Below are 25,218 nucleotides of genomic sequence, written 5' to 3'. Positions count from 1 at the left end.
CCATGAGGCCGAAACGAAGCTGCTCCGTCCGCAGGCGGAACGGTGCCGGGCGCGACAGGTTGCCTCATTCTTGATGCGGTACCCCGAACGGACGGGGCATGGGGAGGGGAGGCGTATTCGCGCTGGAATGCCCTGTCCGTAAGCCTGCGGGAAGGGTGCACGCGCGCGGAAACCACATCCGGTCTGCGCCATTGACCTTGCGGAACGGCTAAGCTTCAAGCGACGTTCTGGATGCGGGGCCTGCGAGTCCGGGGCGGTCATGCACAGGTATCGGCGCTCACGCGCGGTCTGGTACGGAGCGGCGCTCATGGCGTCGGTCTGCCTTTCGCCCGCTGCCCAGGCGGCGAGCCTCTTCGATGCCATAGGAGCGATCTTCGGAGCCGATCCGGAGCCGCCGCGCGCATACCAGCCGAGGCAGCGCGGCTGGTACGACGAGGGCGAGGCGCTCGATGTCACCGTCCGCCCGCGGCGGCATCAGCCGCGGCGCGAGCGCCGCGTGATACGCAAGGAGAAGCCGGTCTCCGTGCCGGCCGCCAATCTCGATCCCGCCAAGAACCCGAACTGGTATCTGGAGGACCCGACCCTCAGGCGCGGCGACATCGTCGTTCTCGCGGGCGAGGTGCTGGTCTTCGAAGGCAGCGGACGCGGCCCACATGCGCGGGAGGACTTCACGTCGCTCGACCGCTCGCGGCTGTCCAAGGCCGAGCGGGAGCGGGTCGGCGCCATGGCGGGTCTTCCGCCTGTCCCGGCGCCGCTCGCCGGAGCGCGCAACAAGACCGCCACGGTTGCAGACGAGCGCTGACGCGCGTGCGTTTTCGAACGCGCGCTCGCAACTACTGGGCCGGGGGAACTCGCGGCCAAGACGACGATTGGCTGGTCACGCAACATCTGTGTCGTGACACAGTCGATCGGAGCAAATCCCACAATGAATCGCCGTCAGTTCATCGCGGGCCTGATGCTCGCAACCTCGCCGCTCGCCATCACCCACACTGTCGCGCAGCCGGCGCCGCCACCAGGCGCCATCCCGGCCCCGACCTATCTGGCTATGGCCGCAAAGGGCGGGATGCTCCTGGAGGAGACGGCGCGCGATGCCTTCGCCAAGACGCAGGATGCGCGCGTAAAGAGGTTTGCGCGGGCCGAGGTCGTGGAGCAGGTGAACCTGACCGACAAGCTGACCGCGAACACGCCTTCCGGCCTGATGGCGGGCGCGGCCGCGGGCACGCCTCCCGGCGGCGTGGTCGGCGGCCTCGTTGCGGCGCCCTTCGTGGTGGCGGGCGCTGCGGTCGGAGCTGCCGGGACATTGCTCGGCCTCGGCGGCCAGCCGGTTCCGATGACCGGCGATGCCCAGAAGGCGGACATGATTGCCCGCATCCAGAGCACCGCGGCCGGTCCGCAATACGATGCGCTGTTCGTGCAGACGCAGCTGATGGGCCATCACGAGGCCTATGCCGTCCACAGCAGTTACGCGCAGAACGGCGACGATCCGGCGCTCCGCAGGGTCGCGCGCGGTGCGCTTCCGCTTCTTCGCCTGCACATCGCGCAACTTACCCGGATGCAGGGCCCGCAGGGCTGAGGGGCGCGCCGGGTCATTCCGGCCGAGGCCGCCGGCGCGATCCGGCGGCCTTTCGCTTCTCAGCCGGTGAAGACGACCGTCTTGCGCCCGTTCAGGAGCACGCGATCCTCGAGATGGTTCCGTACCGCCCGGGCGAGCACGCGCCGCTCGATATCGCGGCCTTTCCGGATCAGGTCCTCCGGCGTGTCGCGGTGGCTGATCCGCTCCACGTCCTGCTCGATGATCGGACCCTCGTCGAGGTCGCTCGTGACGTAATGGGCGGTCGCGCCGATGAGCTTCACGCCGCGTTCGTGCGCTTGATGATAGGGCTTCGCTCCCTTGAAGCCCGGCAGGAACGAGTGGTGGATGTTGATGCAGCGGCCGGCGAGCTTGGCCGCTAGACCGTCCGATAGGATCTGCATGTAGCGGGCGAGCACTACGAGGTCCGTCCCCGTCTGGCGGACGAGATCCCAGATCTGGGTCTCCTGCTCCATCTTCGTGTCGCGCCGGACCGGCAGGTAGTGAAAGGCGATGTCGCCGAAATCGAGATGCGCGTAGGTCTCGCGCGGATAGTTGGCGACGATCCCCGTGATTTCCGCCGGCAGCTCACCGATGCGCCAGCGGTAGAGCAGGTCGGCGAGGCAATGATCGAAGCGCGAGACGAGGATCATGACTCTCCGCTTCGCCTGGGCGTCGCGCAGCGACCACGTCATGCCGAATTCGTCGGCGACGCGGGCGAACGCCGCCTTGAGCTCGCCCGGCGCGGCGCTGCCGGCCGGGTTGAACACCACGCGCATGAAGAAGAGGCCCGTCTCGACGTCGTCGAACTGCTGGGCGTCGAGGATGTTGTAGCCGGCCTCGAATAGCCGCGCCGAGACGGCGGCCACGATGCCGGGCCGGTTGCGGCAGGACAGAGTCAGGACGGACGTGGTCGCCTCGCTCACGGGGCGGCGCTCCTCGGGCACGGTGAAGGGGAGAGCGCCCCTGTGCGGCCGCGGCAGGCTGCCGTCAAGCGCCGGCTGCGCGGGCGGTCATGCGCGCGCGGGTCAGGCGGTGATCCGGTCGCCTCGCCCGAGCGGGTCGCGGAGCGGCTGCCCGTCGGGCACGAATTCCAGGGAGACCGAGTTGATGCAGTAGCGCAGGCGCGTCGGCGCCGGCCCGTCCGGGAAGACATGGCCCTGGTGGCTGTCGCAGCGGGCGCAGCGCGTCTCGATGCGCACCATGCCGTAGCTCCTGTCCTCGATCGCGAGGACATGGGTTTGGTCGAAAGGGGCATAGAAGCTCGGCCAGCCGGTCCCGCTCTCGAACTTGGTTTCGGCCTTGAAGAGCGGCAGCCCGCATTCGCGGCAGCAATAGACGCCCTTCTCCTTGTTGTTCAGCAGCCCGCCGCAGAACGGGGCTTCGGTGCCGTGATGGAGAAGAACGCGCTTCTCCTCGGGCGAGAGATCGGCCTCGAGCCGGGCGCGCTCCTTGGGCGAGGGTGGACGGAGATCGAACCCGGAAGGCGAGCGCTCCGGGACCGCGCTTCGGTCCGTCTCGGGCGGGTTCTCGCGGCGGAACAGGTCGAGCACGCTCATTAGGCCTCTCCGGCGGGGATCAGGTGGGAGGAGCGAAGATGGTGCCGGGCAGCCATCGTGACAAGCGGGCCGGCTTCGGCCCGAGCCCTGCGACGATCGTCGGCCAAGTCTGCAGGCGAGGCGGCTTGACCGTGCCGCTCCGCCTCCGCAATGTCGGATCGGAACAGTTCGCAAGAGCCGGGCCCGTGCGGAAGCCGGCCGGAAGCCGCAGGCGGCTCTGGGGAGAGACACATGGCGTCCGTATCGATGACGGTGAACGGCAAGGCGGTCACGGCTGACGTCGACCCGCGCACGCTGCTCGTCCAGTTCCTTCGCGAGAACCTGCGGCTGACCGGCACGCATGTCGGCTGCGATACGAGCCAGTGCGGCGCCTGCGTCGTCCATCTCGACGGCGAGGCCGTGAAGGCTTGCACGGTTCTCGCGCTGCAATGCGAGGGCGCCGACATCCTCACGATCGAGGGGCTTGCGAAGGGGTCCGAGCTGCATCCGATGCAGGCGGCCTTCCGCGAGCATCACGGGCTGCAATGCGGCTTCTGCACGCCGGGCATGATCATGACCGCCGTGGACATGGTGAACCGGCTTGGCCACGAGCTCGACGACCACACCATCCGCGAGGAGCTCGAGGGCAATCTCTGCCGCTGCACGGGCTACCACAATATCGTGAAGGCGATCGGGGCCGGCGCCCGTGCCATGGGCAGCCAGCCGCTGCAACAGGCGGCCGAGTAGCGCGGTGGCGTTCCCTCTCCCGATCGGGAGAGGATCGGGTCCGGGGTGCGCAAGGTACGAACCAACCTCCCGGAGAGGAGGGGACGAGATGATCGGAGGAGACAATGGCCGGAACAGGCGTCGGCGCGCGGGTGCAGCGCCTTGAGGACAAGCGCTTCATCACCGGGCGCGGGCGCTATACGGACGACATCAACCGGGACGGCCAGCTCTACGCCTGCTTCCTTCGCTCCCCGCACGCGCATGCCCGCATACTCTCGATCGATACCTCCGAGGCGCTAGGCGCGCCGGGCGTCGAGGCGATCTATACGGGTAAGGACCTGCGCAAGTTCGTGCCGACCTCCGACGATCTTCTCGAGGACGAGGTCGGCGGCCTAATCTGCGGCTGGATGATCCACTCGAAGGACGGCTCGCCCATGAAGGCCGGCGCACATCCGGCGCTCGCCAAGGATTACGTGCGGTATGTCGGCGACCATGTCGCCGTCGTGATCGCGACCACGCTTCGGCAGGCACAGGACGCGGCAGAGAAGATCCGCGTCGACTACGAGGTGCTCCCTGCCGTGGTCGACGCCGGCGAGGCCCAGAAGCCAGGGGCACCCGAAGTCCATGCGGGAATCGAGCGCAACACGGTTTTCGAGTGGGAGCTCGGCGACAAGGCGAAGACCGAAGCGGCCTTCGCATCGGCCGCCCATGTCACCAGGCTCGACATCGTCAACAACCGGCTCGTCCCGAACCCGATGGAGCCGCGTGCCGCGATCGGAGAATACGATCCCGGCGAGGATTCCTTCACGCTCCACGTCACCAGCCAGAACCCGCATGTGGCCCGGCTCGTGCTCTCGGCCTTCGTGGGCCTCGCGCCCGAGCACAAGCTTCGTGTCGTCGCCCCCGATGTTGGCGGCGGCTTCGGCTCGAAGATCTTCATCTACGCCGAGGAGGTCGTCTGCCTCTGGGCCGCTCGGCGGCTCAAGCGGCCGGTGAAGTGGACCTCGGACCGGACGGAGGCCTTCCTCGCGGACGCGCATGGGCGCGACCACGTCACCCGGGCCGAACTCGCGACCGACGGGGACGGCCGGATCACCGGGCTCAGGGTCAAGACGATCGCCAATATGGGCGCATATCTCTCTACCTTCGCGTCGTCGGTGCCGACCTATCTCTACGCGACGCTGCTGTCCGGCCAGTACGCCATTCCTGCGATTTATGCGGAGGTGGACGCGGTCTACACGAACACCGCACCCGTCGACGCCTATCGGGGGGCGGGACGGCCGGAGGCGACCTTCGTGGTCGAGCGCTTGGTCGAGGTGACCGCGCGCGAGCTCGGCATGGATCCGGTCGAGTTCCGGCGGCGGAACTTCGTCAAGAGCTTCCCGCACCAGACGCCCGTGATCATGATGTACGACGCGGGCGATTATGACGCGGCTCTCACGAAGGCGCTGCAGATCGCCGACGTCTCCGGCTTCCCAGCGCGGAAGAGCGAGAGCGAGCGGCGCGGCAAGCTCCGGGGGCTCGGCTATTCCGCCTATATCGAGGCCTGCGGCATCGCTCCCTCCCAGGCGGTCGGTTCGCTCGGGGCCGGCGTCGGACTCTGGGAATCGGCCGAGGTGCGGGTGAACCCGACCGGCAATATCGAGGTGCTCACCGGCTCGCATAGCCACGGCCAGGGCCACGAGACCACCTTCGCGCAGCTCGTCTCCGACAGACTCGGGGTGCCGATCGAGACCGTGAAGGTCGTGCATGGCGATACGGACAAGGTGCAGTTCGGGATGGGCACCTATGGGTCGCGTTCCGGTGCGGTCGGCATGTCCGCGATCTCGAAGGCGCTCGACAAGGTCATAGCCAAGGGCAAGAAGGTCGCCGCGCATGTGCTCGAGGCGTCGGAGGACGACATCGAGTTCAAGGACGGCAAGTTCGGCGTTGCCGGCACCGACAAGGCGATCGACTTCGCCTCCACCGCGCTTCAGGCCTATATCGCGCACAAGTTCAATGGCGCGGAGCTCGAGCCCGGGCTGAAGGAAGGGGCGTTCTACGATCCGACGAACTTCACCTTCCCGGCTGGTGTGCATGTCTGTGAGGTGGAGATCGACCCGGATACGGGCGTCACGACGATCGAGCGGTTCACGGCCGTCGACGATTTCGGCAATGTCATCAACCCGATGATCGTCGAGGGCCAGGTGCATGGCGGGATCGCCCAGGGCGTGGGCCAGGCGCTCCTTGAAGGTGCGCGCTACGATGCGGACGGCCAGCTCGTGACGGCGAGCTTCATGGACTACACGATGCCGCGCGCCGCCGACCTGCCGCCGCTCAAGGTCGGCATGACGGTGACGCCGGCTCCGTCCAACCCGCTCGGCATGAAGGGCTGCGGCGAAGCGGGCGCGATCGCCGCGCCGCCCGCGGTCATCAACGCGATCACGGATGCGCTCGGGCACGAGGACGTCACGATGCCCGCGACGCCGGCGGTGGTCTGGCGGGCCGCGCAGCGGGCCAGGATGCCGATGGCGGCGGAGTAGGGCACGCCGGGCCGCTTGACGTATGATGACGACGGGGCTCTCGGTTTCGACTGGGACGCCGGCAACATCGCGAAATGCATGAAGCACGGCGTCTCCCTCCAAGAGATCGAGGAAGTGCTGCACAGCCCTCGTCTGCGAAGGCGGCGTGACCATATTCATTCCGGACGCGAGGAACGCTGCAGGGTTTCGCCGCGACCGCGGAGGGACGTCACATCTTCGTCGTCTTCACGCGGCGTCATAGGCAGGGCATGATGCTGATCAGGCCGATCAGCGCACGCTACATGCACAGGTCAGAGGTCGATGCACTCCAAAAGGAAGATTCCGGATTTCGCGACCGACGAGGAAGCTGAGGAGTTCGTCGCCACGGCGGACCTGACGGAGTATGACCTTTCTGAATTCGTTGTAGCGCCCATCAAGTTTGTGCGGCCCGCGCCGAACACCTTCGTGCCCGACGACCTGCTGGAGAAGGTCAGGAAGCGCGCCGACCAGCAGGGTGTGTCGCCGGATTACTTCATCGAGCGAGCGCTCGAAGAAGCCGTCGAGGACACGCACTGCTAGATGATCGACCACGACGGACGCCCGCTTCACCTCACCTGGGACTATACCCGGGCGGAGATGATCGCCGACGCGGTCGTGCATGGGATCGGCATCGCCTTCGGCGTGATCGGCGGGGTTGCGATCATCATCCTTGCCGCCGTGTTCGCGGGCTGGGCGCAACTCGCGGCCGTGACGGTCTACGCCGTGGGGCTTGTTGCGCTGCTGTCGGTCTCGGCGGCGTACAATCTCTGGCCCGTTTCCCGGACGAAGTGGCTCCTGCGCCGCTTCGACCACGCCCTGATCTACGTCCTGATAGCTGCGACCTACACGCCCTTCATCACCCGCTTTCCCCATGGCTTCGACCGCTACGCGCTGCTGTTCGGGGTGTGGGCCGTCGCGATCGCCGGTGCGGTCCTGAAAATCGCGCTTCCTGGCCGGTTCGATCGGCTGTCGATCGTGCTCTGCATCCTGCTGGGGCTCTCAGGCGGGCTCGCCTGGAACACGGTCTCGTCGGCTCTGCCGCCCTCGACCGTCTGGCTGATGGTGGCCGGCGGGACCGTCTACATTGCGGGTGTGATCTTCCACGTCTGGGATGGGCTTCGATTCCAGAACGCGGTCTGGCACGCCTTCGTGCTCGTCGCGAGCATCCTGTTCTATTCGGCTGTGCTGGACGGGGTCGTGTTCGCGCAAGCCTGAAGGCGCGCGAGCGCTTCCCGCGTATCGACGTCGAGCGTGGTGGCGTCGGATTCGGCCGGGAGTTCCACCACGTCGGGAAGACGCCGGAGCAGCGGTCCGGCGCCTCTGTCCCCGGTGAGCCCCGCGATCTCGCCGGCGAGCGCCGCGGAGAGAAGGACAGGATTGCCGCGCCGTCCGGCCGCAACCGGGACGGCCGCGCTGGGGCGACCCGACCTCTCCCAGGTTTCCGCCAACTCCCGGAGGAGGAGAGGTGTAACCTTCGGCATGTCCCCGAGGAGCACGAGGGCCGCTGCGGCGTCTGGCGGCAGCGCCGCGAAGCCGGCCTTCAGCGAGGTCGAAAGCCCCTCCGCGTAGGCGGCGTTCGGGACGAAGGTGACCGGAAGGTCGGCCAAGACGGCGCGGATCTCCGATTCGCGATGGCCGACGACCACGAGGGTCGGAAATCCTGCCAAGAGCGCCGCCTCGACGGCGTGTCGGACGAGAGGTTTGCCGTCGAGCTCGGCGAGCAGTTTCGGGCTTTCGCCGAACCGGGTGCCGCGTCCCGCAGCTAAAACGATCGCCGCGACGCTCATCCAGACGGGCCGTCATTCCGAGGCCGCCAAGCGGAATCCGGAACCCGCGACGTCGATCCGGAGCCCCTCCGCGGGTTCCAGGCCCGGCACGTTGCGCCGACCCGGAATGACAGGCGACTCACGCCTCCTCCTCCCTCTCGCCGCCTTCCCGTGGCTGGCCGCGCGAGACGATCTCCATGAGAAGCCCCCCGACACCGAGCTTCGTGATGTCCGCCCGAGTGACCGGGATCCCGGCGAGAAGCCGCTGCAGCACCCAGTCGAAGCCGTTCTCCTTGGGGGAGCGTGCGCAGCCGGGTGCGCCGATGACGGGCTTCTCGCCGATGCGGCCGATGAGGAGGAGGTTGCCGGGATCGACCGGCATGCCGAAATGCTCGACGGCACCGCCTGCCGCCTCGATGGCGGAGGGGATCACGTCGGCCCGGTCGGCGATGGCCGAGGCGCCGAACACGACCACCATCTCGGCATCGCTCCCGATCTGGCGCCGCAGCTCCTCGGCCAGCGGCTCGGCCGCATGCGGGGTCGACGCTTCCGCCACCACCGTCGCGCCGGCCGGCGCGAGCCGATTCCGCAGCGCGCCCAGGGTCTTCACGACGACGCTCGGCTTCAGCCCCGGCAGCATCGTCGAGATCGCGCCGACCTTGGTCAGCCGATAGGGCGCGACATCGATCGCGCCGGGCGACGCTGCCCGGAGCGCCGCGTCGAGAACCCGGCCCGGAACCGCATAGGGGATGATTTTCACCGTCCCGACCATCTCGCCCTCGACCACGGGCTTGTAGGCCTGGAGGGTCGCGAGCGTGACGCTCTCGTCCACGGCATTGATGCGGTCGACCGCCGGCACGTCGACGGTGAGCACCCCGGCGCGCGCGGCATAGAGATTCGCGCGTCCGGTGAAAGGGCGCTCGACGCGCAGGTTCTCGCCGGCGACGGCTTCCGCCAGCCGCAGCGCAGCCGCATCCTCGCCGATGTCGTCCGGATCGAGGCGGACCGCGACGACCGTGGCATGCCCGGCGGCCTTCAGCGCGGCGGCCTGTTCGGCCGAGATCGTCGCTCCTTTCCGGATCACCAGTCCGGGCAGTCTCAGGCTGTGGGCGGAGATCGAGCCGGCCGCCTCTTCGACCGGGACGGGTCCGAACTTCACGGCGTGCGGCGCCGGTCGCGCCTGAGCTCGGAGACGAGCTCGGCCAGGATCGAGACCGCGATCTCGGCCGGCGATACGGCCCCGATATCGAGCCCGATCGGCGCATGGATACGGGCGATATCGGCCTCGCCGAACCCGGCCGCCTGGAGCCGCTCGACGCGCTTGGCATGCGTCCGGCGCGAGCCGAGCGCGCCGATATAGAAGCACTCCGCGCGGAGTGCCGCCTCAAGAGCCGGGTCGTCGATCTTGGGATCGTGCGTCAGGCAGGCCAGGGCCGTGTAGCGGTCGAGCCCGCCGAGCTTCGGCAAAGCCTCGGACGGCCATTCGGCGAGCACAGGCACGTCCGGGAAGCGCTCCGGCGTGGCGAAGGCCGTACGGGGATCGACGATCGTCACGTCGAGATCGAGCCCCTTCGCCATAGGGGCGAGCGCCTGGCTGATATGGACCGCGCCGATCGCGACGAGCCGCACGGGCGGCATCTGCACGGTCAGGAAGAAGCTTCTGCCGTCGACCTCGATCGTCCCGCTCCTGCCGGTGCGGAAGCGCTCGGCGAGTTCCTGGGCGAGCGGGTCGGAGGCGGCCTCGTACTCCCGGACAAGCCGCGCCTCGCCGGTTGCGACGTCGGTGACCAGGATCGCAGCACGGCGCGCCGCGCGCTCGGCGTTCAGCGCCGAGAGGAGCGAGAGATCCATGAGCGGCTACGCGACCTTCTCCACATAGACTTTGATCCGGCCGCCGCAGGAGAGGCCGGCGCGCCAGGCGGTCTCGTCCGCCACCCCGAATTCGAGCATGCGAGGCTTGCCGTCGCCGATCACGTCCATGGCTTCCGTGATGACGTCGCCCTCGACGCAGCCCCCCGAGACGGAGCCGAGGAAGTTGCCGTCTCCGTCGATCACGAGATGGCTGCCGACCGGGCGGGGCGCCGAGCCCCAGGTCTCGACCACGGTCGCAAGCGCCACCTCGCGCCCGGCCCGCTTCCAGGCCTCGGCCTCGTTCAGGATATCGCTGTCGCTGGAGAGCATGGGCAAACCTCAGGCAGGTCTTGGTCCGAAGATAATGATCGCGGCGCCCGCGAGCGAGAGGCCCGCACCGATGAGGTCCCAGCGGTCGGGCGCGAAACCCTCGACGGTCCGCAGCCAGATAAGCGAGGCCGCGATGTAGACGCCCCCGTAAGCGGCGAAGGCGCGACCTGCCGCGTCGGCCTCGACCAGGGTCAGGAGATAGGCGAAGGCTGCGAGCGCCGCAAAGCCGGGCAGGAGCCACCAGGAGGGCGCCGAAAGGCGGAGCACCGCCCAGACCGAGAAACAGCCTGCGATCTCGGCGAGCGCCGCGGTCCCGTAGATCGCGATCGTGCGGATCATGCAGCCGCTGCGGCGCGGAGCCAGCGGGCGGGGTCGGCCGCGCGTTCGCGTTCGCGGCCGAGCGCCCGCACCAGCCCCTCCATCGAGCCCAGATTGTGGATGGGCCTGAACTCGTCGACATGCGGCAGCATCGCCCGGATCCCGCCGGCCCGCGCCTGGAACGCGTCGAAGCGCAGTAGCGGGTTCAGCCAGATCAGGCGCCCGCAGGACCGGTGAAGCCGGTCCATCTCGAAGGCGAGGTCGTCGCCGACCTCCCGTTCCAGTCCGTCGGTGAAGAGCATCACGACCGCGCCCTGGCCGAGGACGCGGCGGGACCAGAGCCGGTTGAACTCATGCAGGGCGGGCGCGATCCGCGTGCCGCCCTCCCAGTCCTTCACCCGGGCGGAGGCCCGGGCGAGCGCGTCGTCCGGGTCGCGATGGGCGAGTTCGCGGGAGATGTTGGTAAGCCGGGTGGCGAAGACGAAGGAATGGACCCGCCGCCGCTTCTCCGTGAGCGCATGGAGGAAGTGGAGGAACAGCCGGGAATACTCGGCCATGGAGCCGGAGATATCGACGAGGGCGACGAGCGGCGGCGGGCGCTCGGCCGGCGACCGGAAGGCGAGGTCGATCGAGTGGCCTCCCGTCCGGAGCGAGCGACGCAGCGTGCGGCGAAGGTCGACGACGCGTCCGCGCGGGTCGGCCGTGTGGCGGCGGGTGCGGCGGCGATCCTCCGGTAGAAGCAGCGCCTCGATCAGCCGCTTCGCCTTCGCGATCTCGGCCGCGCTCATCTGGGCGAAGTCCTTGGAACGGACGACGTCGCGGTCGGATGCGGTGAGCCTGGCCGAGACCTCGCGCTCCTGCCGTTCCTCCGGGACCGCGCGTCCTTGGGGGCGGATCGCCTCCATCACCCGCGTTTCGCCCGGCTTCGGCTTGTCCGTACGCTTCTCCGCCGGGGCGACCGGCGACATCTCGGCGATCAGCTTCTCGACGAGACCGCGCCGGCGCCAGAACACCCGGAAGGCGGCATCGAAGACGGGACTCTGCTCGTGCCGTGTCACGAAGACGGCGTGCAGGGTCCAGTAGAGATCCTGCCGCCCGCCGAGGCCGGCCGCCTCGACCGCCTCGATCGCGGCGACCACGTCGCGCGGGCCGACGGGCAGGCCGGCCGCCCGAAGCGCGCGCCCGAAATGCGCGACGTTCTCGGCCATCCGGCCGCCGGGGGCGATAGCCTCCACCCTCACTCCCCTCATCCAGCCCTCAACGGGCGGATGCCAGCTCCGCGCGCAGGTCGTCGATGACCTTGCGGATCTCGGAGCTCTGCATGCGCTGGATGTCGTCCTGGTACTTCAGCAGCACGCCGAGCGTATCGGCGACGATGTCCGGATCGAGCGCGACCGTGTCGAGCTCGATCAGGGCTTGGGCCCAGTCGAGGGTCTCGGCGACGCCGGGCGCCTTGAACAGCTCCTTGCCGCGGAGCTTGCCCACGAAGGCGACGATCTCGCGGGACAGCCGTTCGGGCGCGTTCGGAACGCGGGCATGTAGGATCGCGAGCTCGCGCGCCGCGTCCGGGTAATCGACCCAATGGTAGAGGCACCGCCGCTTCAGCGCATCGTGGATCTCGCGGGTGCGGTTGGACGTGATGACGACGATCGGCGGTTCGGCCGCCCGCACGGTGCCGAGTTCCGGCACCGTGACCTGGAAGTCGGACAGGATCTCCAGGAGATACGCCTCGAAGGCCTCGTCGGTCCGGTCGAGCTCGTCGATGAGGAGGACCGGCGGGCCGCCCTCGTGCGGCTCCAGCGCATCGAGGAGCGGACGGCGCACCAGGTACCGCTCGGAGAAGAGATCGGATTCGAGCGTGGCGCGGTCGACGCTGCCGCCCGCCTCCGCGAGCCGGATCGCCATCATCTGCCCGGCGTAGTTCCACTCGTAGACCGCGGAAGCCACGTCCAGCCCCTCGTAGCATTGCAGCCGGATGAGCTTCCGCCCGAGCACATGCGAGAGGACCTTGGCGATCTCCGTCTTGCCGACCCCCGCCTCGCCTTCGAGGAAAAGCGGGCGCTTCAGCCTGAGCGCCAGGAAGAGGACGGTGGCGAGCGCGCGGTCGGCCACGTAGCCGCCGCGTTCGAGAACCGTGAGCGTGTCGTCGATCGAGGAGGGGAGGGAGGCGCGATCACTCATCCGCTGTCATGCCCGGACTCGTCCCGGGCATCCCGGTCGGAGAGATGCCTCCGCCTCACAGGTCGGAATGGCCGGGTCAAGCCCGGCCAGGACAAGGCCGGCAGGCCTATTTCGCCGCGGCGACCGCGCGGCGGGCCATGACGCCCACGAGATGCGCCCGGTATTCCTGGTCGGCGTGGATGTCCGACGCCATGCCGTCGGTCGGGACCTTGATGTCCTTGATCGCGTCGGGCGAGAAGTTCCCCTTCAGCGCGTTCTCCATCTCGGCCATGCGGAACACGCCGTCCGCGCCCGCCCCGATCACTGCGACGCGGACCTCGCCCGCCGCGGTTTCGGCCACCGCCACTCCGCACAGCGCGTAGCGCGAGGCGGGATTGCGGAACTTCTGGTAGCCCATCCGCCTCGGGATCGGGAACTCGACCGCGGTCACGATCTCCCCGTCCTCCAGGGCGGTGGAGAAGAGACCGGTGAAGAACTCGTCGGCCGGGATGCGACGGGAATCGGTCACGATCGTCGCAGCAAGCGCCATCGCGGCGGCCGCGTAATCGGCCGAGGGATCGTTGTTGGCGATCGAGCCGCCGATCGTGCCCCGGTGGCGCACGGCCGGATCGCCGATCGTGCCGACCATCTCGGCGAGCGTCGGGATGGCGGCCTTGACCACGTCCGAACCGGCCACCTCGCGGTGCTTCATGAAGGCGCCGATCACCAGGGTGTCGCCCTTGCGCTCGATCCCCCGCATGCCCTCGACGCCCGAGAGATCGATCAGGGCGGCCGGGCCGGCCAGGCGCAGCTTCATGGCAGGAAGAAGCGTATGTCCGCCGGACAGGAACTTGCCGTCGGGATGCTCGGCCAGCATGGCCTTGGCTTCCTTGAGGCTCGTCGGCTTCAGATATTCGAAAGCGTACATCGCTCCTCCCGCCCGTGACGCGGCGCCCCGGATAACCCGCAGCATGCCATGATCGCAGGCCGCGCTCCAGAGGCGCTGCCGTTCGCCATACGAGGTGACAGCGCTCATGGTCCTCTGCCGCGAGGGGCCGATTGACGGCTCCCATGCCTCCGCAGGAAAGGTGCGAGAGCCGGCTGCATGGCGCGTCGGGAGCGAGTGACAGCGGATGACGAACGCAGCCGCGCGGCCTTCCCGTTCGCACGGGCAGCTCCGGCGAGCGCTCCGGATCTTCACCGGCCGGCCGCGGCTGATGGCGGCGATCGGGGCGGCTGTCCTTGCCGGCTGCTTCCTTCCCGAGCTTCGAACCTCGACGAGAATCCTGATGGCCTACGACATCGGCGTCGGACTTCACGTCATGCTCGTCTGGTCGATGATGGCGCTCTCGAGCCACGCCGACCTGCAGCGCCGTGCCGACAAGGAGGATGTCGGTGCGGTGATCGTGCTGGCGCTCACGATGATAGCGGCGATCGCCAGCTTCGTCGCGATCGGCGTCGAACTCCACAGCGTGAAGGATTTGCAGGAGGGAAGGGCGCCGCCGCGCCTTGCCCTCGCCGCCGGCACGATCCTCCTGTCTTGGCTGTTCGTGCACACGACCTTCGCGCTGCACTATGCCCATGACTACTACGCAGGGGCGGACGATCGCCAGGGGCTCAGGTTTCCCGGCGAGCACAGACCAGACTATTGGGACTTCCTCTATTTCTCCTTCAATCTCGGCGCCGCCTCCCAGACCTCCGACGTGGTGATCGAGGCGCCTCGCATGCGCCGCTTCGTGCTCGCCCACACGATCCTGTCGTTCCTCTTCAACACGACGATCCTGGCCCTCGCCATCAATGTCGGGGCGAGCCTGCTCTGATCATAGGGCAGGGGGAGCCATCATCGCCTCCGGCCGCGAATCGACGGAGGGCAGGTAGGGCTTGATGTCGAGGAGGGGCGTGCCGTCCAGGCAGTCGAGCCCGACCACCTTCAGGCTCGTTCCGTCCCGGCCGATCAGCTGCACGACCGAGAGCGCGACCGGGTTCGGCCGGACGGGCGAACGGACCGAGAATGTGCCGCGCGGCCGCTCGTGATGACGCGGCACCTGGATCGCGAGATCGCGCCGCGCCCTGTCCATCCAATAGAGCAGGATGAGATGCGAGGCCGCTTCCACTCCGGTCAGCGCCTCGGCGTAGCGCGGCTCGACCTCCACGGTGCAGACCGCGTCCGAGCCCCTGGCGTTCTTCGGGCACTCCGACCGGTCCCGCCAGGGTGTCCGGATCCGGCCGATGAAGTAGAGCCCGGCGTCGAAGCCGGAAGGCAGCGCCAATGGTCTCTCGCCCGGGCGAAGCTCGTCCCTCATCGCCCGGCGCATGCTCCGCGGCCGACCGCTTGCCGAGGATCTGGATTAGATATAAACATATCTTTATGTCTCCTCAGAGCATTCCGCCCCGCCGGCTCAGACTTGACAGCGCGCTCGGCGCGCTGCGCGCCGCTGCCGAGGATACCCGCATCCGCATCCTCGCGCTCCTGGCGGAGGGCGAGCTCTCCGTCTCGGATCTCACCGACATCCTCGGCCAGTCGCAGCCGCGCATCTCGCGGCATCTCAAGCTGCTCGTCGAGGCGGGCCTGCTGGAGCGGCACCGCGAAGGAGCCTGGGCCTTCTTCCGGCTGGCCGAGCGCCCGGAAACGGCGTTTCTGCTCCGGCCGATCCTGGAGGCTCTCGATCCCGCGGATGCCCAGCTTTCGCAGGACCGCGAGCGCCTGGCCACCGTCCGCGAGCAGCGCGCGGTGGCCGCCCAGAGCTTCTTCGCCCGGCTGGCGCCACGTTGGGATACGCTCCGCTCCCTCCATGCCGCCGAGGAGGCGGTCGAGGCGGCTATCCTCGATGCAGTCGGCCCCAAACACATCCGGTCGCTCCTCGATCTCGGGACCGGCACGGGCCGGATGCTCCAGCTCCTCGGGCCGAGGGCGGCGCGCGTCGTCGGGCTGGATGCGAGCCACGCGATGCTCTCGGTCGCCCGCGCGAATCTGGAGCGGGCGGGACTCGCCGGTGTGGAGCTCAGGCAGGGCGACATCTACGCACCTCCGCTCGTGCGGGAGAGCTTCGACCTGGTCATCATCCACCAGGTGCTGCACTACCTCGACGATCCGGCCCGCGCGGTCGCTCAGGCGGCCCGGCTGCTCGCGCCGGGGGGACGCCTTCTCATCGTGGATTTCGCGCCGCACAGGCTCGAGTTTCTGCGCGACACGGAAGGTCATCGCCGCCTCGGCTTCACGCCTGCCCAGATGGCGGGATGGATGGAGGAAGCCGGGCTGGCTCCCGCTCTCGTCCGCGACCTGCCTCCGCCGGCGGGCGGAGGCGCCGACAAGCTCACCGTTTCCATCTGGCTCGGCGAGGATTGCCGGGCCGTGTCCGACTGGCCGCTCGCGGCCGACGCCAAAGAGGTGGCCTGATGTCCGCGCTCGCCTTCCGCCCGAGCCGCCATTCGACGAGGCCGGTGAAGGTCTCGTTCGAGTTCTTCCCGCCGAAGACGGCCGAGATGGAAGCTTCGCTCTGGTCGGCGATCGAGCGGCTCGCACCGCTTCGCCCGAGCTTCGTCTCGGTTACCTATGGCGCCGGCGGGTCGACGCGCGAGCGGACCCACAACACGCTCGCACGCCTCGTGACCGAGACGAGCCTCAGGCCGGCGGCCCATCTCACCTGCGTGGCGGCGACCAAGGACGAGGTGGATGACGTCGTGCGCTCCTATTGGGCCGCCGGGGTACGCCACATCGTGGCGCTGCGCGGCGATCCGGTGAGCGGCCCGGGGACGCGCTACCAGGTCCACCCCGGCGGCTACGAGCAGACCTGCGACCTGGTGGCGGGAATCCGCCGCATCGGCGATTTCGAGGTCTCCGTCTCGGCCTATCCGGAGAAGCACCCAGAGGCGGCCTCGCTTGAGGCGGATATCGATGCACTCAAGGCCAAGGTCGATTGCGGCGCGACGCGCGCCATCACGCAGTTCTTCTTCGATAACGACCTCTATCTGCGCTATCTCGACCGGGTCCGGGCGCGTGGGATCGACATTCCGATCGTGCCGGGCATCCTGCCCGTGCAGAACTTCAAGCAGGCCGCGAACTTCGCGGCCCGGACGGGCGCTAGTGTGCCCGATTGGCTCGCCGCACGCTTCGAGGGGCTGGAGAACGACGTCGAGACGCGAAAGCTCATCGCCGCCGCCGTCGCGGCCGAGCAGGTGCTCGACCTGGTCGATCGCGGCGTGACCGATTTCCACTTCTACACCATGAACCGCGCGGATCTCGTCTTCGCGATCTGCCACTTGCTGGGTCTCCGGGCGCAAGCGGCCCCGGAACCCGCGCGAGCGGCCGCGTAGCATAGGAGGGGCCACCATGGACGACGACATCCGGGCCGAGCTGATTGCCGAGATCGAGAGCTTTCGGGCGGAGCTGAAGCTGCGGGCTGAAGCCCATGCGCGTCGACTGAATGCGGTTGGAGCTCTCGATTTGCCGGCGCCCGAACTTGCGCGCCTTGATCTTCCTGAAGCGCGGACGCTGATCGCAAAGCGCTACGCCGAGGTGAAGTACGAGCATCGCCTCGCAGAGGTCGAACGGCGCCTGGCGGAGCTCGAGGCGCGAGATGGCTGATCCCGATAACCTCGATGCGCTCGAAAAGCGGGCCTGAGCCCGCGGAGTCACAACGTGAAGCTTCATCCTGAACACGACATCGCTCAGGCGATCCGCGATGCCGCGCGCGAGCGCATCCTCGTGCTGGACGGCGCGATGGGAACCGAGATCCAGGCGCTCAAGCTCTCGGAAGGCGATTTCCGGGGCGAGCGCTTTCGCGACCATCCGCACGACCAGAAGGGAAACAACGACCTTCTGATTCTGACCCAACCCGATGCCGTGCGCGACATCCACCTCGCCTATTTCCTGGCCGGGGCGGACATCGTCGAGACGAACACCTTCTCGTCCACCCGCATCGCCCAGGCCGATTACGGGCTCGAAAGCGCCGTTCACGACCTCAATGTCGAGGGCGCGCGCCTCGCCCGGCAGGCGGCCGATCTCGCGCAGGCCAAGGACGGCCGCCGCCGCTTCGTCGCCGGCGCGCTCGGCCCGACCAACCGCACGCTCTCCATCTCGCCGGACGTGAACAATCCGGGCTTCCGGGCCGTCACCTTCGACGAGGTGCGCGAAGCCTACGAGGAACAGGTGCGGGGCCTTATCGAAGGCGGGGCGGACCTGATCCTCATCGAAACGATCTTCGATACGCTGAACGCCAAGGCCGCGATCGTGGCCTGCCGGCGCGTCTTCGAGGAGATCGGCGCGACGCTGCCGATCATGATCTCGGGCACGATCACGGACCTGTCCGGCCGCACGCTCTCCGGCCAGACGCCGACCGCATTCTGGCACTCGATCCGGCATGCGAACCCGCTGACGGTCGGCTTGAACTGCGCCCTAGGCGCGCGCGAGATGCGGGCCCATATCCAGGAGATCGGGCGCGTCGCCGATACGCTCGTCTGCGCCTATCCGAATGCCGGGCTGCCGAACGAGTTCGGCCTCTACGACGAGAGTCCGGACGCCACGGCGGGCTTCATTCGCGAGTTCGCCGAAGCCGGCCTGGTCAATGTCGTCGGCGGCTGCTGTGGCACGACGCCAGCCCATATCCGGGCGATCGCGGAGGCGGTCGCGGGCGTGGCGCCGCGTCTCGTCCCGAGCTTCGAGCCCGCGATGAGGCTCTCCGGCCTCGAGCCGTTCACGCTCACGAGGGAGATCCCCTTCGTGAATGTCGGCGAGCGCACGAACGTCACTGGCTCCGCCAAGTTCAGGAAGCTGATCACCAACGGCGACTACGCGGCGGCGCTCGACGTCGCACGCGACCAGGTGGCGGGCGGCGCCCAGGTGATCGACGTCAACATGGACGAGGGCCTGCTCGATTCCGAGAAGGCTATGGTCGAGTTCCTGAACCTCGTGGCGGCCGAGCCAGACATCGCCCGCGTCCCGGTGATGATCGACTCCTCGAAGTTCCACATCATCGAGGCAGGCCTGAAATGCGTTCAGGGCAAGCCCATCGTGAACTCGATCTCGATGAAGGAGGGTGTCGAGAAGTTCAAGGCCGAGGCCCGGATCTGCCGCGATTACGGCGCAGCCGTGGTCGTCATGGCCTTCGACGAGCAGGGTCAGGCCGACACGAAGGCGCGCAAGGTGGAGATCTGCACGCGCGCCTACCGGATCCTCGTCGACGAGGTCGGCTTCCCGCCCGAGGACATCATCTTCGACCCGAACATCTTCGCCGTCGCGACAGGCATCGAGGAACACAACAACTACGGCGTCGACTTCATCGAGGCGACGCGCGAGATTACGAGGACGCTTCCACACGTCCATATCTCGGGTGGCGTGTCGAACCTCTCCTTCTCCTTCCGCGGCAACGAGCCGGTGCGGGAGGCGATGCACGCCGTGTTCCTGTACCACGCGATCCAGGCCGGCATGGATATGGGCATCGTCAATGCCGGCCAACTCGCCGTCTACGAGAACATCGATCCGGAGCTGCGCGAGCTCTGCGAGGATGTCGTCCTCAACCGTCGTCCGGACGCGACCGAGCGCCTGCTCGAGGCGGCGGAGCGTTTCAAATCGGGCGGCTCCGGTCAGGCGAAGGTGCAGGACCTCGCCTGGCGCGAATGGCCGGTCGAGAAGCGGCTCGAGCACGCGCTGGTCAACGGCATCACGGATTTCATCGCGGAGGACGTCGAGGAAGCGCGCCTATCCGTTGCGCGGCCGCTCCACGTGATCGAGGGGCCGCTGATGAGCGGCATGAACGTCGTCGGCGACCTCTTTGGTGCGGGTAAGATGTTCCTGCCGCAGGTGGTGAAATCCGCCCGCGTGATGAAGCAGGCCGTTGCCTATCTGATGCCCTTCATGGAGAAGGAGAAGGAGGAGACCGGGCTGTCGCAATCCTCTGCGGCCGGCAAGGTGCTGATGGCCACCGTGAAGGGGGACGTCCACGACATCGGCAAGAACATCGTCGGCGTCGTCCTCCAGTGCAACAATTACGAGGTCATCGACCTCGGCGTGATGGTGCCGGCGCAGAAGATCCTTGACACGGCCAAGGCCGAGAAGGTCGACATCGTCGGCCTCTCCGGCCTCATCACGCCATCGCTCGACGAGATGGCCCATGTCGCGGCCGAGATGGAGCGGGAAGGCTTCGACATCCCGCTCCTCATCGGCGGGGCGACGACGAGCAGGGTCCATACCGCGGTGAAGATCCACCCGAACTACAAGGCCGGGCAGGCGGTCCACGTGAACGACGCGAGCCGGGCCGTCGGGGTTGTCTCGGCGCTGCTCTCGGACGACCAGAAGGTCTCGTATATCGACAACGTCCGGGCCGAGTATCGCAAGGTCGCCGAGGCGCATGCCCGCTCCGAAGCGGACAAGCAGCGCGTGCCGATCGCGACGGCACGCGCCAACCGCCCGAAGATCGACTGGTCCGCATACCGGCCGACTAGGCCGAGCTTCATGGGCACGCGCGTGTTCCGGACCTACGATGTCGGCGAACTCGTGCCCTATATCGACTGGACGCCCTTCTTCCAGACCTGGGACCTGAAGGGTCGCTTTCCGGCGATCCTGGAAGACGAGGAGCAGGGGGCGTCGGCGCGCCAGCTCTACGAGGACGCGCAGGGCATGCTCTCCCGCATCGTCACGGAGCGCTGGTTCAACCCCAAGGCGGTGATCGGCTTCTGGCCTGCGAATGCCGTCGGCGACGACATCCGCCTCTACACGGGCGAGAGCCGGAGCGAGACGCTCGCGACCCTGCACGGCCTGCGCCAGCAGCTTCAGCGCCGGGACGGCCGGCCGAACCTCTGCGTCTCCGACTTCGTGGCCCGCGAGGGGACGGTCGGCGACTATGTCGGCGCCTTCGTGGTGACGGCAGGGATCGAGGAGGGCCGGATCGCGGAGCGGTTCGAGCGCGCCAACGACGACTACCGCTCGATCCTGGTCAAGGCGCTCGCCGACCGCATTGCGGAGGCCTTCGCCGAACGCATGCACGAGCGCGTCAGGCGGGAATTCTGGGGCTATGCGCCCGACGAGAACCTATCCTTCGAAGACCTGATCCGGGAGGAGTACCGGGGCATCCGACCGGCGCCGGGCTATCCTGCGCAGCCCGATCATACCGAGAAGGCGACGCTGTTCGATCTCCTCCAGGCCGAGCGCCGCATCGGCGTGAAGCTGACGGAAAGCTTCGCGATGTGGCCGGGCTCCTCCGTCTCGGGCCTCTACATCGCGCATCCCGAGGCGCATTATTTCGGGGTGGCGAAGGTCGAGCGCGACCAGGTCGAGGATTATGCGGCCCGCAAGGGAATGAGCGTCGTCGAGGTCGAGCGCTGGCTCTCGCCGATCCTGAACTACGATCCAGCTGCCTACCGGCTCGAGGCCGCCGAGTAGCTGTTCACGAGTCGCCCGCGAGCCGTGCGATCGCGGCGATCACTTCCGACGGCCGGTACGGCTTGGCGATGTACAGGCTGTTCGGGACGCGTCGCGGACGTTCCTCGCTGTAGCCCGTCGTGTAGAGCACCTTCAGCGCCGGGTTGCGCCGGTGCGCCTCTTCCGCGAGGGCCCAGCCGTCCATGCGGCCGGGCATGCGGATATCCGTGAAGAGGATGCCGACGAGATACCGGTCGAGGATCTCGATCGCCTCCTCGGCCGAGCCCGCTTCAAGGACGATGAAACCGGCTTCATCGAGTTCTCCGACGATCATCTCCCGGATAAGCGCCTCGTCCTCGACGACGAGAACCGTCCGTGCTCCGAGGTCGATGGAGGCTCCAGGCGGCGAGGCGTGCAGGGTGCCCCCGCTCACCCGCAAGGCAGGCTCGGTTCTCATCGCACGCGGGTTCCCGTAGGGTTCGGGTCGTCGCTCATACTACCCCCAGTATCCGGGATGGCCGGCCCAGGGCAATCCCCCCGGGACCGATCCTAAGCAGCCCGCTGCGAGCGGACCGGCCTGGAATGGCGGGCCGGCCGGTACCGGTCAGAGCGCGACGAGCTGCACGCGAGTGGTGCCCCCCATTCCGATCGCGGCCGCCGAGGCGCGCGACAGGTCGATGACGCGGCCACGGTGGAAGGGGCCCCGGTCGTTGATGCGCACCACGACCGAGCGTCCGGTCGCTTGGTTCACGACCTTCACCCGCGTGCCGAACGGCAGAAAGCGATGTGCGGCCGTGAGGTCGTTCGTGTTGAAGCGTTCTCCGCTGGCGGTCTTGCGGCCATGAAAGCCGGGCCCGTACCAGCTCGCCATCCCGCTCTGGAGGGTACCCCCATCCCTAACATGGGCGTCGTGCCGCGCCTCGACGGCCGGCCTTCTGTGGATGGTGTGTCTCTTCTTCCTATACCCGGCCTCGGCATCTGAAGCCATCATCGTACCGACCGTAGCAAAAGTTACCGAGCAGGCAACAAGCAAATCAACCTTCTTCAACACCACGTCCTTCGTTGTTTCGGAGGGCGCGGAGGATCAAGATTGGATTGGCGAGAAAAAGGCAGGCAGAAACGAGCCCGAAAAGCCCTGAAATGGCCTGGGTTTAAACGAGCTATGTTGATGATGATCTACATGGATCGGGGGAGAATTTGAACAGATTGTGTCATGCCGCGGTGCAGCATCATGTGCCACTTCAACGAAGACACTGAACTCGGGTTCCAACGCCGACGCGGCGAGGACGCGCGCTCAGGACCGGGCCAGGTCGAGCCAGGCCCGGACGCGCGCGTCCGGATCGGGGTGCTGGGTCACGTCGCTCACCACCGCGATCGTATCGGCCCCGGCCGCGAACACGCCTGGGCCGCGTTCCAGCGTGATGCCGCCGATCGCGACGAGCGGTATCCTGCCCAGGCGCCGCTTCCATTCGCCGATCCGGGCGAGTCCCTGGGGGGCGAAGCGCATCGCCTTGAGCGTCGTCGGGTAGATCGGCCCGAGCGCGACGTAATCCGGATCGTGGCGCAGCGCCGTCTCCAGCTCCTCGTGGTCGTGGGTGGACAGCCCGAGCGTCAGCCCGGCCTTGCGGATCGCCGCGACGTCGGCCTCGGCTAGGTCCTCCTGGCCGAGATGCACGTGCTCGGCCCCTGCCGCGATCGCCGCTTCCCAATAGTCGTTCACGACGACGCGGGTCGGCGTGCCGCGCGTGATCGCGAGCGCGTCGCGGACGATGGCGAGAGCCGCCTCCGGGCCGAGGTCCTTGGCCCGGAGCTGCACCGTGCCGACACCCAGCGCCGCGAGCCGGCGAACCCAGTCCAGGGTGTCGACGACCGGGTAGAAGCGGTCTGGATACCGCTGCGCCATCAGCCGGCCGCGTGCCAGAAGGGCGTCCCCACGACGGGCGTCGAGGGAGACGCGAAGTCGCGCGGCGGCATGAGGCCTGCCTCGTATCCCGCCCGGCCGGCTTCGACCGCGAGCGCAAAGGCGCGCGCCATGCCGACCGGGTCGTCGGCCTTGGCGATCGCCGTGTTGAGCAGCACGCCGTCATAGCCGAGTTCCAGGGCCGCGGCCGCGTGGGACGGTGCGCCGAGCCCCGCATCGACAATGAGAGTGATGTCGGGCAGCCGCGCACGGAGCGTCTGGAGGGCCGCCCGGTTCGTGATGCCCTGGCCGCTGCCGATCGGCGAGGCCCAGGGCATCACGACGCGGCAGCCCGCATCGACGAGGCGGTTGGCGACCGTCGCGTCCTCCGTCGTGTAGGGGAACACCTCGAAGCCGTCCCGGATGAGGATGCCGGCGGCTTCCACGAGCGCCACGACGTCCGGCTGCAGGGTCTCGTCGTCGCCGATCACCTCCAGCTTGATCCAGGGCGTCCCGAAAAGCTCGCGCGCGAGCTCGGCCGTGGTCACCGCCTCCTTGACGGTGCGGCAGCCGGCCGTGTTCGGCAGAACCTTCACGCCGAGCGACTGGATGATGCGCCAGAAGGAATCGCCAGCACGGCCGCCGCCCGCCTCCCGCCGCAGCGATACGGTCACGATCTCGGCGCCGGAGGCCTTGAGCGCCGCCTCCATCACGGCGGGGGAGGGATAGAGGGCGGTTCCGATGAGGAGGCGCGAGGCGACCTCCTGGCCGTAGAGATTCACGTCCGTCCGTCTCCTATCCGCCCTGACGCGGGGTCAGGATCTCGACGCTGTCGCCCTCGGCGAGCGGCGTGTCTGCCCATTTCGCGCGCCGAACCACCTCCTGGTTCACGGCAACCGCGAAGAACGAGCCTTCGTAGCCGAGCGCCTCCAGCAGAGCAGCGACGTTGCCGGCCTCCACCTCCCGTCGCTCGCCGTTGACCGTCAGGACCACCGCATCACCTCGTTGTCGCGCGTGCCGTGCGCGACATAGTTCGCAACGATCTCGCCCAGGGCGGGCGCGATCAGGAAGCCGTGCCGGTAGAGGCCGTTGACCGCGATCCGCCGACCCGTCACCACGATGCGTGGGGCGTGATCGGGGAAGGCGGGACGGAGCGCGGCGCCGAGCTCGATGATTCGCGCCTCGCCGAAGGCCGGGTGGAGCGTATAGGCGGCCGTCATCAGCTCGAGCGCCGAGCGGACGCTCACCCCGGACGCATCCTCGCTCTCGATCGTCGTCGCCCCGATGAGGAAGCGGTTGCCGGTCCGGGGAATGACGTAGATCGGCCAGCGCGGATGCATGAGGCGGACAGGCCGGGAGAGGGCGATCTCGGCCGTCTCGATCAGGACGGTCTCGCCCTTCACGCCCCGGAGCTCCGGCTGGGCATCACGCGCCCCGAGCCCGCGGCAATCGACGATCGTCCCGTCGAGCTCGGCCGGTCGGACCGGCGAACCGAAGCGGATCTCGGCGCCGAGCCCGCGCAGCCGGGCATGCAGGGCCGGCAGGACGACGCGCGGCTCGACATGGCCTTCCCCGCGGAAGAACAGGCCCTCGCGGAAGCGGCCGGCGAGAGCGGGCTCCATCTCGGCGATGCGCTCTGCGCCGACACGTTCGTAGCCGGCGGTCTGTCGGGCCAGTCGCTCGAGATCGGCCCGGTCGCGCGGATGACAGACGACGAGCGACCCATTCAGCGGCGTATTGGGCAGGACAGAGCGCCACAGGTCGATAGAGCGATGGCCCAGCCGCACGACCGCCGGTTCAGCGCCGTCGCTCTCGCAATCCGGCGCCAGCATGCCGCCCGCCCAGTGGCTTGCGGCCCCAACCATCTCGGCCGTTCCGGCCTCGTGGATCGTGACCGGATGGCCGGCCTCGGCGAGAAGCAGCGCCGCCCAGGCGCCGGCGATGCCGGCGCCGACGACGGTCACGGGCTCGCCCGGCCGGGGCGGCCGCGGCATGAGATGGGTTCCGGTCGTGTCAGGCATCTCCGTCCCTCCGCCGATGCGAGTCGGATCAGGTTCAAAGGGTTCGGCACCGCCGTCTCAGCCCCGCGCGGGGCACCCCTCGGATGGCCGCAATGTGCGCCTTCGGGCCGTCTTTCACAAGCCCGTCACGAACCGCGTCGTC

28 protein-coding genes and 1 riboswitch are annotated in these 25,218 nt (G+C 68.4%); of the genes, 11 read left to right on the top strand and 17 right to left on the bottom strand.

The annotated features are described in order from the left end of the window. The first annotated feature begins 307 nt into the window (after window positions 1-307). Both HJG44_RS08390 and HJG44_RS08385 read left to right on the top strand, forming a co-directional pair. Window positions 308-802, top strand: a complete 495-nt coding sequence (locus HJG44_RS08390; protein ID WP_171217883.1) for a hypothetical protein — start codon at window positions 308-310, stop codon at window positions 800-802. Between the two features lie 123 nt (window positions 803-925). Then, window positions 926-1,573 carry a DUF4142 domain-containing protein gene (locus HJG44_RS08385; RefSeq protein WP_171217882.1) on the top strand — a complete coding sequence of 216 codons (648 nt, stop codon included), beginning with the start codon at window positions 926-928 and terminating at the stop codon, window positions 1,571-1,573. 59 nt (window positions 1,574-1,632) lie between these two features. On the opposite strand, the gene purU is transcribed toward HJG44_RS08385, so the two are convergent. Together purU and msrB are read right to left on the bottom strand one after the other, a co-directional pair. After that, window positions 1,633-2,496 (bottom strand): formyltetrahydrofolate deformylase, encoded by an 864-nt coding sequence (purU, locus tag HJG44_RS08380; protein ID WP_171217881.1) that lies wholly within the window; start codon window positions 2,494-2,496, stop codon window positions 1,633-1,635. A 102-nt stretch (window positions 2,497-2,598) separates the two neighbouring features. Then, window positions 2,599-3,129 carry a peptide-methionine (R)-S-oxide reductase MsrB gene (gene msrB, locus HJG44_RS08375; protein ID WP_171217880.1) on the bottom strand — a complete coding sequence of 177 codons (531 nt, stop codon included), beginning with the start codon at window positions 3,127-3,129 and terminating at the stop codon, window positions 2,599-2,601. A 231-nt stretch (window positions 3,130-3,360) separates the two neighbouring features. On the opposite strand from msrB, the gene HJG44_RS08370 reads away from it, so the two are divergent. The 4 genes from HJG44_RS08370 (at window position 3,361) to trhA (ending at window position 7,589) form a co-directional block, all read left to right on the top strand. Beyond that, window positions 3,361-3,855 carry a (2Fe-2S)-binding protein gene (locus tag HJG44_RS08370; RefSeq protein ID WP_171217879.1) on the top strand — a complete coding sequence of 165 codons (495 nt, stop codon included), beginning with the start codon at window positions 3,361-3,363 and terminating at the stop codon, window positions 3,853-3,855. Between the two features lie 104 nt (window positions 3,856-3,959). Beyond that, window positions 3,960-6,356, top strand: coding sequence for a xanthine dehydrogenase family protein molybdopterin-binding subunit (locus HJG44_RS08365; RefSeq protein ID WP_171217878.1), 2,397 nt, complete (start codon window positions 3,960-3,962; stop codon window positions 6,354-6,356). Between the two features lie 300 nt (window positions 6,357-6,656). Continuing rightward, on the top strand, window positions 6,657-6,914 hold the full coding sequence (locus HJG44_RS08355) for a CopG family antitoxin (protein WP_171217877.1): 258 nt from the start codon (window positions 6,657-6,659) through the stop codon (window positions 6,912-6,914). Beyond that, window positions 6,915-7,589: a PAQR family membrane homeostasis protein TrhA gene (gene trhA / locus HJG44_RS08350; protein WP_171217876.1), complete on the top strand. Its 675-nt coding sequence runs from the start codon at window positions 6,915-6,917 to the stop codon at window positions 7,587-7,589. On the opposite strand, the gene HJG44_RS08345 is transcribed toward trhA, so the two are convergent. The 8 genes from HJG44_RS08345 to HJG44_RS08310 all read right to left on the bottom strand — a co-directional run bounded on the left by HJG44_RS08345 (window position 7,547) and on the right by HJG44_RS08310 (window position 13,727). Further along, window positions 7,547-8,161: a nucleotidyltransferase family protein gene (locus HJG44_RS08345; RefSeq protein ID WP_171217875.1), complete on the bottom strand. Its 615-nt coding sequence runs from the start codon at window positions 8,159-8,161 to the stop codon at window positions 7,547-7,549. The two genes, trhA and HJG44_RS08345, sit on opposite strands and share 43 nt — an antisense overlap. A 118-nt stretch (window positions 8,162-8,279) precedes the next feature. Beyond that, window positions 8,280-9,299, bottom strand: coding sequence for a molybdopterin-binding domain-containing protein (locus tag HJG44_RS08340; RefSeq protein ID WP_171217874.1), 1,020 nt, complete (start codon window positions 9,297-9,299; stop codon window positions 8,280-8,282). Continuing rightward, a complete protein-coding gene (locus tag HJG44_RS08335; protein WP_171217873.1) occupies window positions 9,296-9,991 on the bottom strand; it encodes an XdhC family protein in 696 nt (231 codons plus the stop codon). The genes HJG44_RS08340 and HJG44_RS08335 overlap by 4 nt, the downstream gene beginning before the upstream one ends. A gap of 6 nt (window positions 9,992-9,997) precedes the next feature. After that, entirely contained in the window at window positions 9,998-10,321 is a 324-nt protein-coding gene (locus HJG44_RS08330) for an XdhC family protein (protein WP_171217872.1), read from the bottom strand. 9 nt (window positions 10,322-10,330) lie between these two features. Next, window positions 10,331-10,660 (bottom strand): YnfA family protein, encoded by a 330-nt coding sequence (locus HJG44_RS08325; RefSeq protein ID WP_171217871.1) that lies wholly within the window; start codon window positions 10,658-10,660, stop codon window positions 10,331-10,333. Next, the gene (locus HJG44_RS08320) at window positions 10,657-11,889 is read right to left on the bottom strand and encodes a vWA domain-containing protein (protein ID WP_171217870.1); all 1,233 of its coding nucleotides are present in this window, start codon (window positions 11,887-11,889) and stop codon (window positions 10,657-10,659) included. Before HJG44_RS08320 ends, HJG44_RS08325 begins: the two co-directional genes overlap by 4 nt. Window positions 11,890-11,896: 7 nt before the next feature. Continuing rightward, window positions 11,897-12,820, bottom strand: a complete 924-nt coding sequence (locus HJG44_RS08315) for an AAA family ATPase (protein ID WP_171217869.1) — start codon at window positions 12,818-12,820, stop codon at window positions 11,897-11,899. Window positions 12,821-12,926: 106 nt separating this feature from the next. Then, complete coding sequence (locus tag HJG44_RS08310) at window positions 12,927-13,727, bottom strand: FAD binding domain-containing protein (RefSeq protein WP_171217868.1); 801 nt, start codon at window positions 13,725-13,727, stop codon at window positions 12,927-12,929. A gap of 289 nt (window positions 13,728-14,016) precedes the next feature. Between HJG44_RS08310 and HJG44_RS08305 the strand changes: the two genes are divergently transcribed. Continuing rightward, window positions 14,017-14,619 carry a DUF1345 domain-containing protein gene (locus tag HJG44_RS08305; protein WP_430395050.1) on the top strand — a complete coding sequence of 201 codons (603 nt, stop codon included), beginning with the start codon at window positions 14,017-14,019 and terminating at the stop codon, window positions 14,617-14,619. Here HJG44_RS08305 and tsaA read toward each other — a convergent pair whose 3' ends face one another. Continuing rightward, entirely contained in the window at window positions 14,620-15,102 is a 483-nt protein-coding gene (tsaA, locus tag HJG44_RS08300; RefSeq protein ID WP_171217866.1) for a tRNA (N6-threonylcarbamoyladenosine(37)-N6)-methyltransferase TrmO, read from the bottom strand. 65 nt (window positions 15,103-15,167) lie between these two features. On the opposite strand from tsaA, the gene HJG44_RS08295 reads away from it, so the two are divergent. From HJG44_RS08295 to metH, 4 genes are read left to right on the top strand one after another with little or no spacing between them, the layout of a single operon-like run. After that, window positions 15,168-16,196: an ArsR/SmtB family transcription factor gene (locus tag HJG44_RS08295; RefSeq protein ID WP_171217865.1), complete on the top strand. Its 1,029-nt coding sequence runs from the start codon at window positions 15,168-15,170 to the stop codon at window positions 16,194-16,196. Next, the gene (gene metF, locus HJG44_RS08290; protein WP_171217864.1) at window positions 16,196-17,113 is read left to right on the top strand and encodes a methylenetetrahydrofolate reductase [NAD(P)H]; all 918 of its coding nucleotides are present in this window, start codon (window positions 16,196-16,198) and stop codon (window positions 17,111-17,113) included. Before HJG44_RS08295 ends, metF begins: the two co-directional genes overlap by 1 nt. 16 nt (window positions 17,114-17,129) lie before the next feature. Further along, complete coding sequence (locus HJG44_RS08285) at window positions 17,130-17,384, top strand: hypothetical protein (RefSeq protein WP_171217863.1); 255 nt, start codon at window positions 17,130-17,132, stop codon at window positions 17,382-17,384. Window positions 17,385-17,438: 54 nt separating this feature from the next. Further along, a complete protein-coding gene (gene metH / locus HJG44_RS08280) occupies window positions 17,439-21,176 on the top strand; it encodes a methionine synthase (protein ID WP_171217862.1) in 3,738 nt (1,245 codons plus the stop codon). Window positions 21,177-21,180: 4 nt separating this feature from the next. Here metH and HJG44_RS08275 read toward each other — a convergent pair whose 3' ends face one another. From HJG44_RS08275 to HJG44_RS08250, 6 genes are all read right to left on the bottom strand, one after another. After that, entirely contained in the window at window positions 21,181-21,612 is a 432-nt protein-coding gene (locus HJG44_RS08275; protein ID WP_171217861.1) for a response regulator, read from the bottom strand. A gap of 147 nt (window positions 21,613-21,759) precedes the next feature. Beyond that, window positions 21,760-22,143: a septal ring lytic transglycosylase RlpA family protein gene (locus HJG44_RS08270; RefSeq protein WP_171218207.1), complete on the bottom strand. Its 384-nt coding sequence runs from the start codon at window positions 22,141-22,143 to the stop codon at window positions 21,760-21,762. A 306-nt stretch (window positions 22,144-22,449) separates the two neighbouring features. Next, window positions 22,450-23,058, bottom strand: a complete 609-nt coding sequence (locus HJG44_RS08265; RefSeq protein ID WP_171217860.1) for a thiamine phosphate synthase — start codon at window positions 23,056-23,058, stop codon at window positions 22,450-22,452. Then, entirely contained in the window at window positions 23,058-23,837 is a 780-nt protein-coding gene (locus tag HJG44_RS08260; protein ID WP_171217859.1) for a thiazole synthase, read from the bottom strand. Before HJG44_RS08260 ends, HJG44_RS08265 begins: the two co-directional genes overlap by 1 nt. Window positions 23,838-23,850: 13 nt before the next feature. Further along, a complete protein-coding gene (gene thiS, locus HJG44_RS08255) occupies window positions 23,851-24,048 on the bottom strand; it encodes a sulfur carrier protein ThiS (protein ID WP_171217858.1) in 198 nt (65 codons plus the stop codon). Continuing rightward, a complete protein-coding gene (locus HJG44_RS08250) occupies window positions 24,039-25,076 on the bottom strand; it encodes an FAD-dependent oxidoreductase (RefSeq protein ID WP_246736112.1) in 1,038 nt (345 codons plus the stop codon). Before HJG44_RS08250 ends, thiS begins: the two co-directional genes overlap by 10 nt. Continuing rightward, window positions 25,065-25,166, bottom strand: a riboswitch (TPP riboswitch). (Overlaps the previous gene by 12 nt.) Between the last annotated feature and the right edge of the window lie 52 nt (window positions 25,167-25,218).

The sequence above is a fragment of the Enterovirga aerilata genome (genome assembly GCF_013044135.1).
GTDB classification, from domain to species: Bacteria; Pseudomonadota; Alphaproteobacteria; order Rhizobiales; family Beijerinckiaceae; genus Enterovirga; species Enterovirga aerilata.
This window is presented reverse-complemented; position numbering and strand designations above follow the sequence as displayed.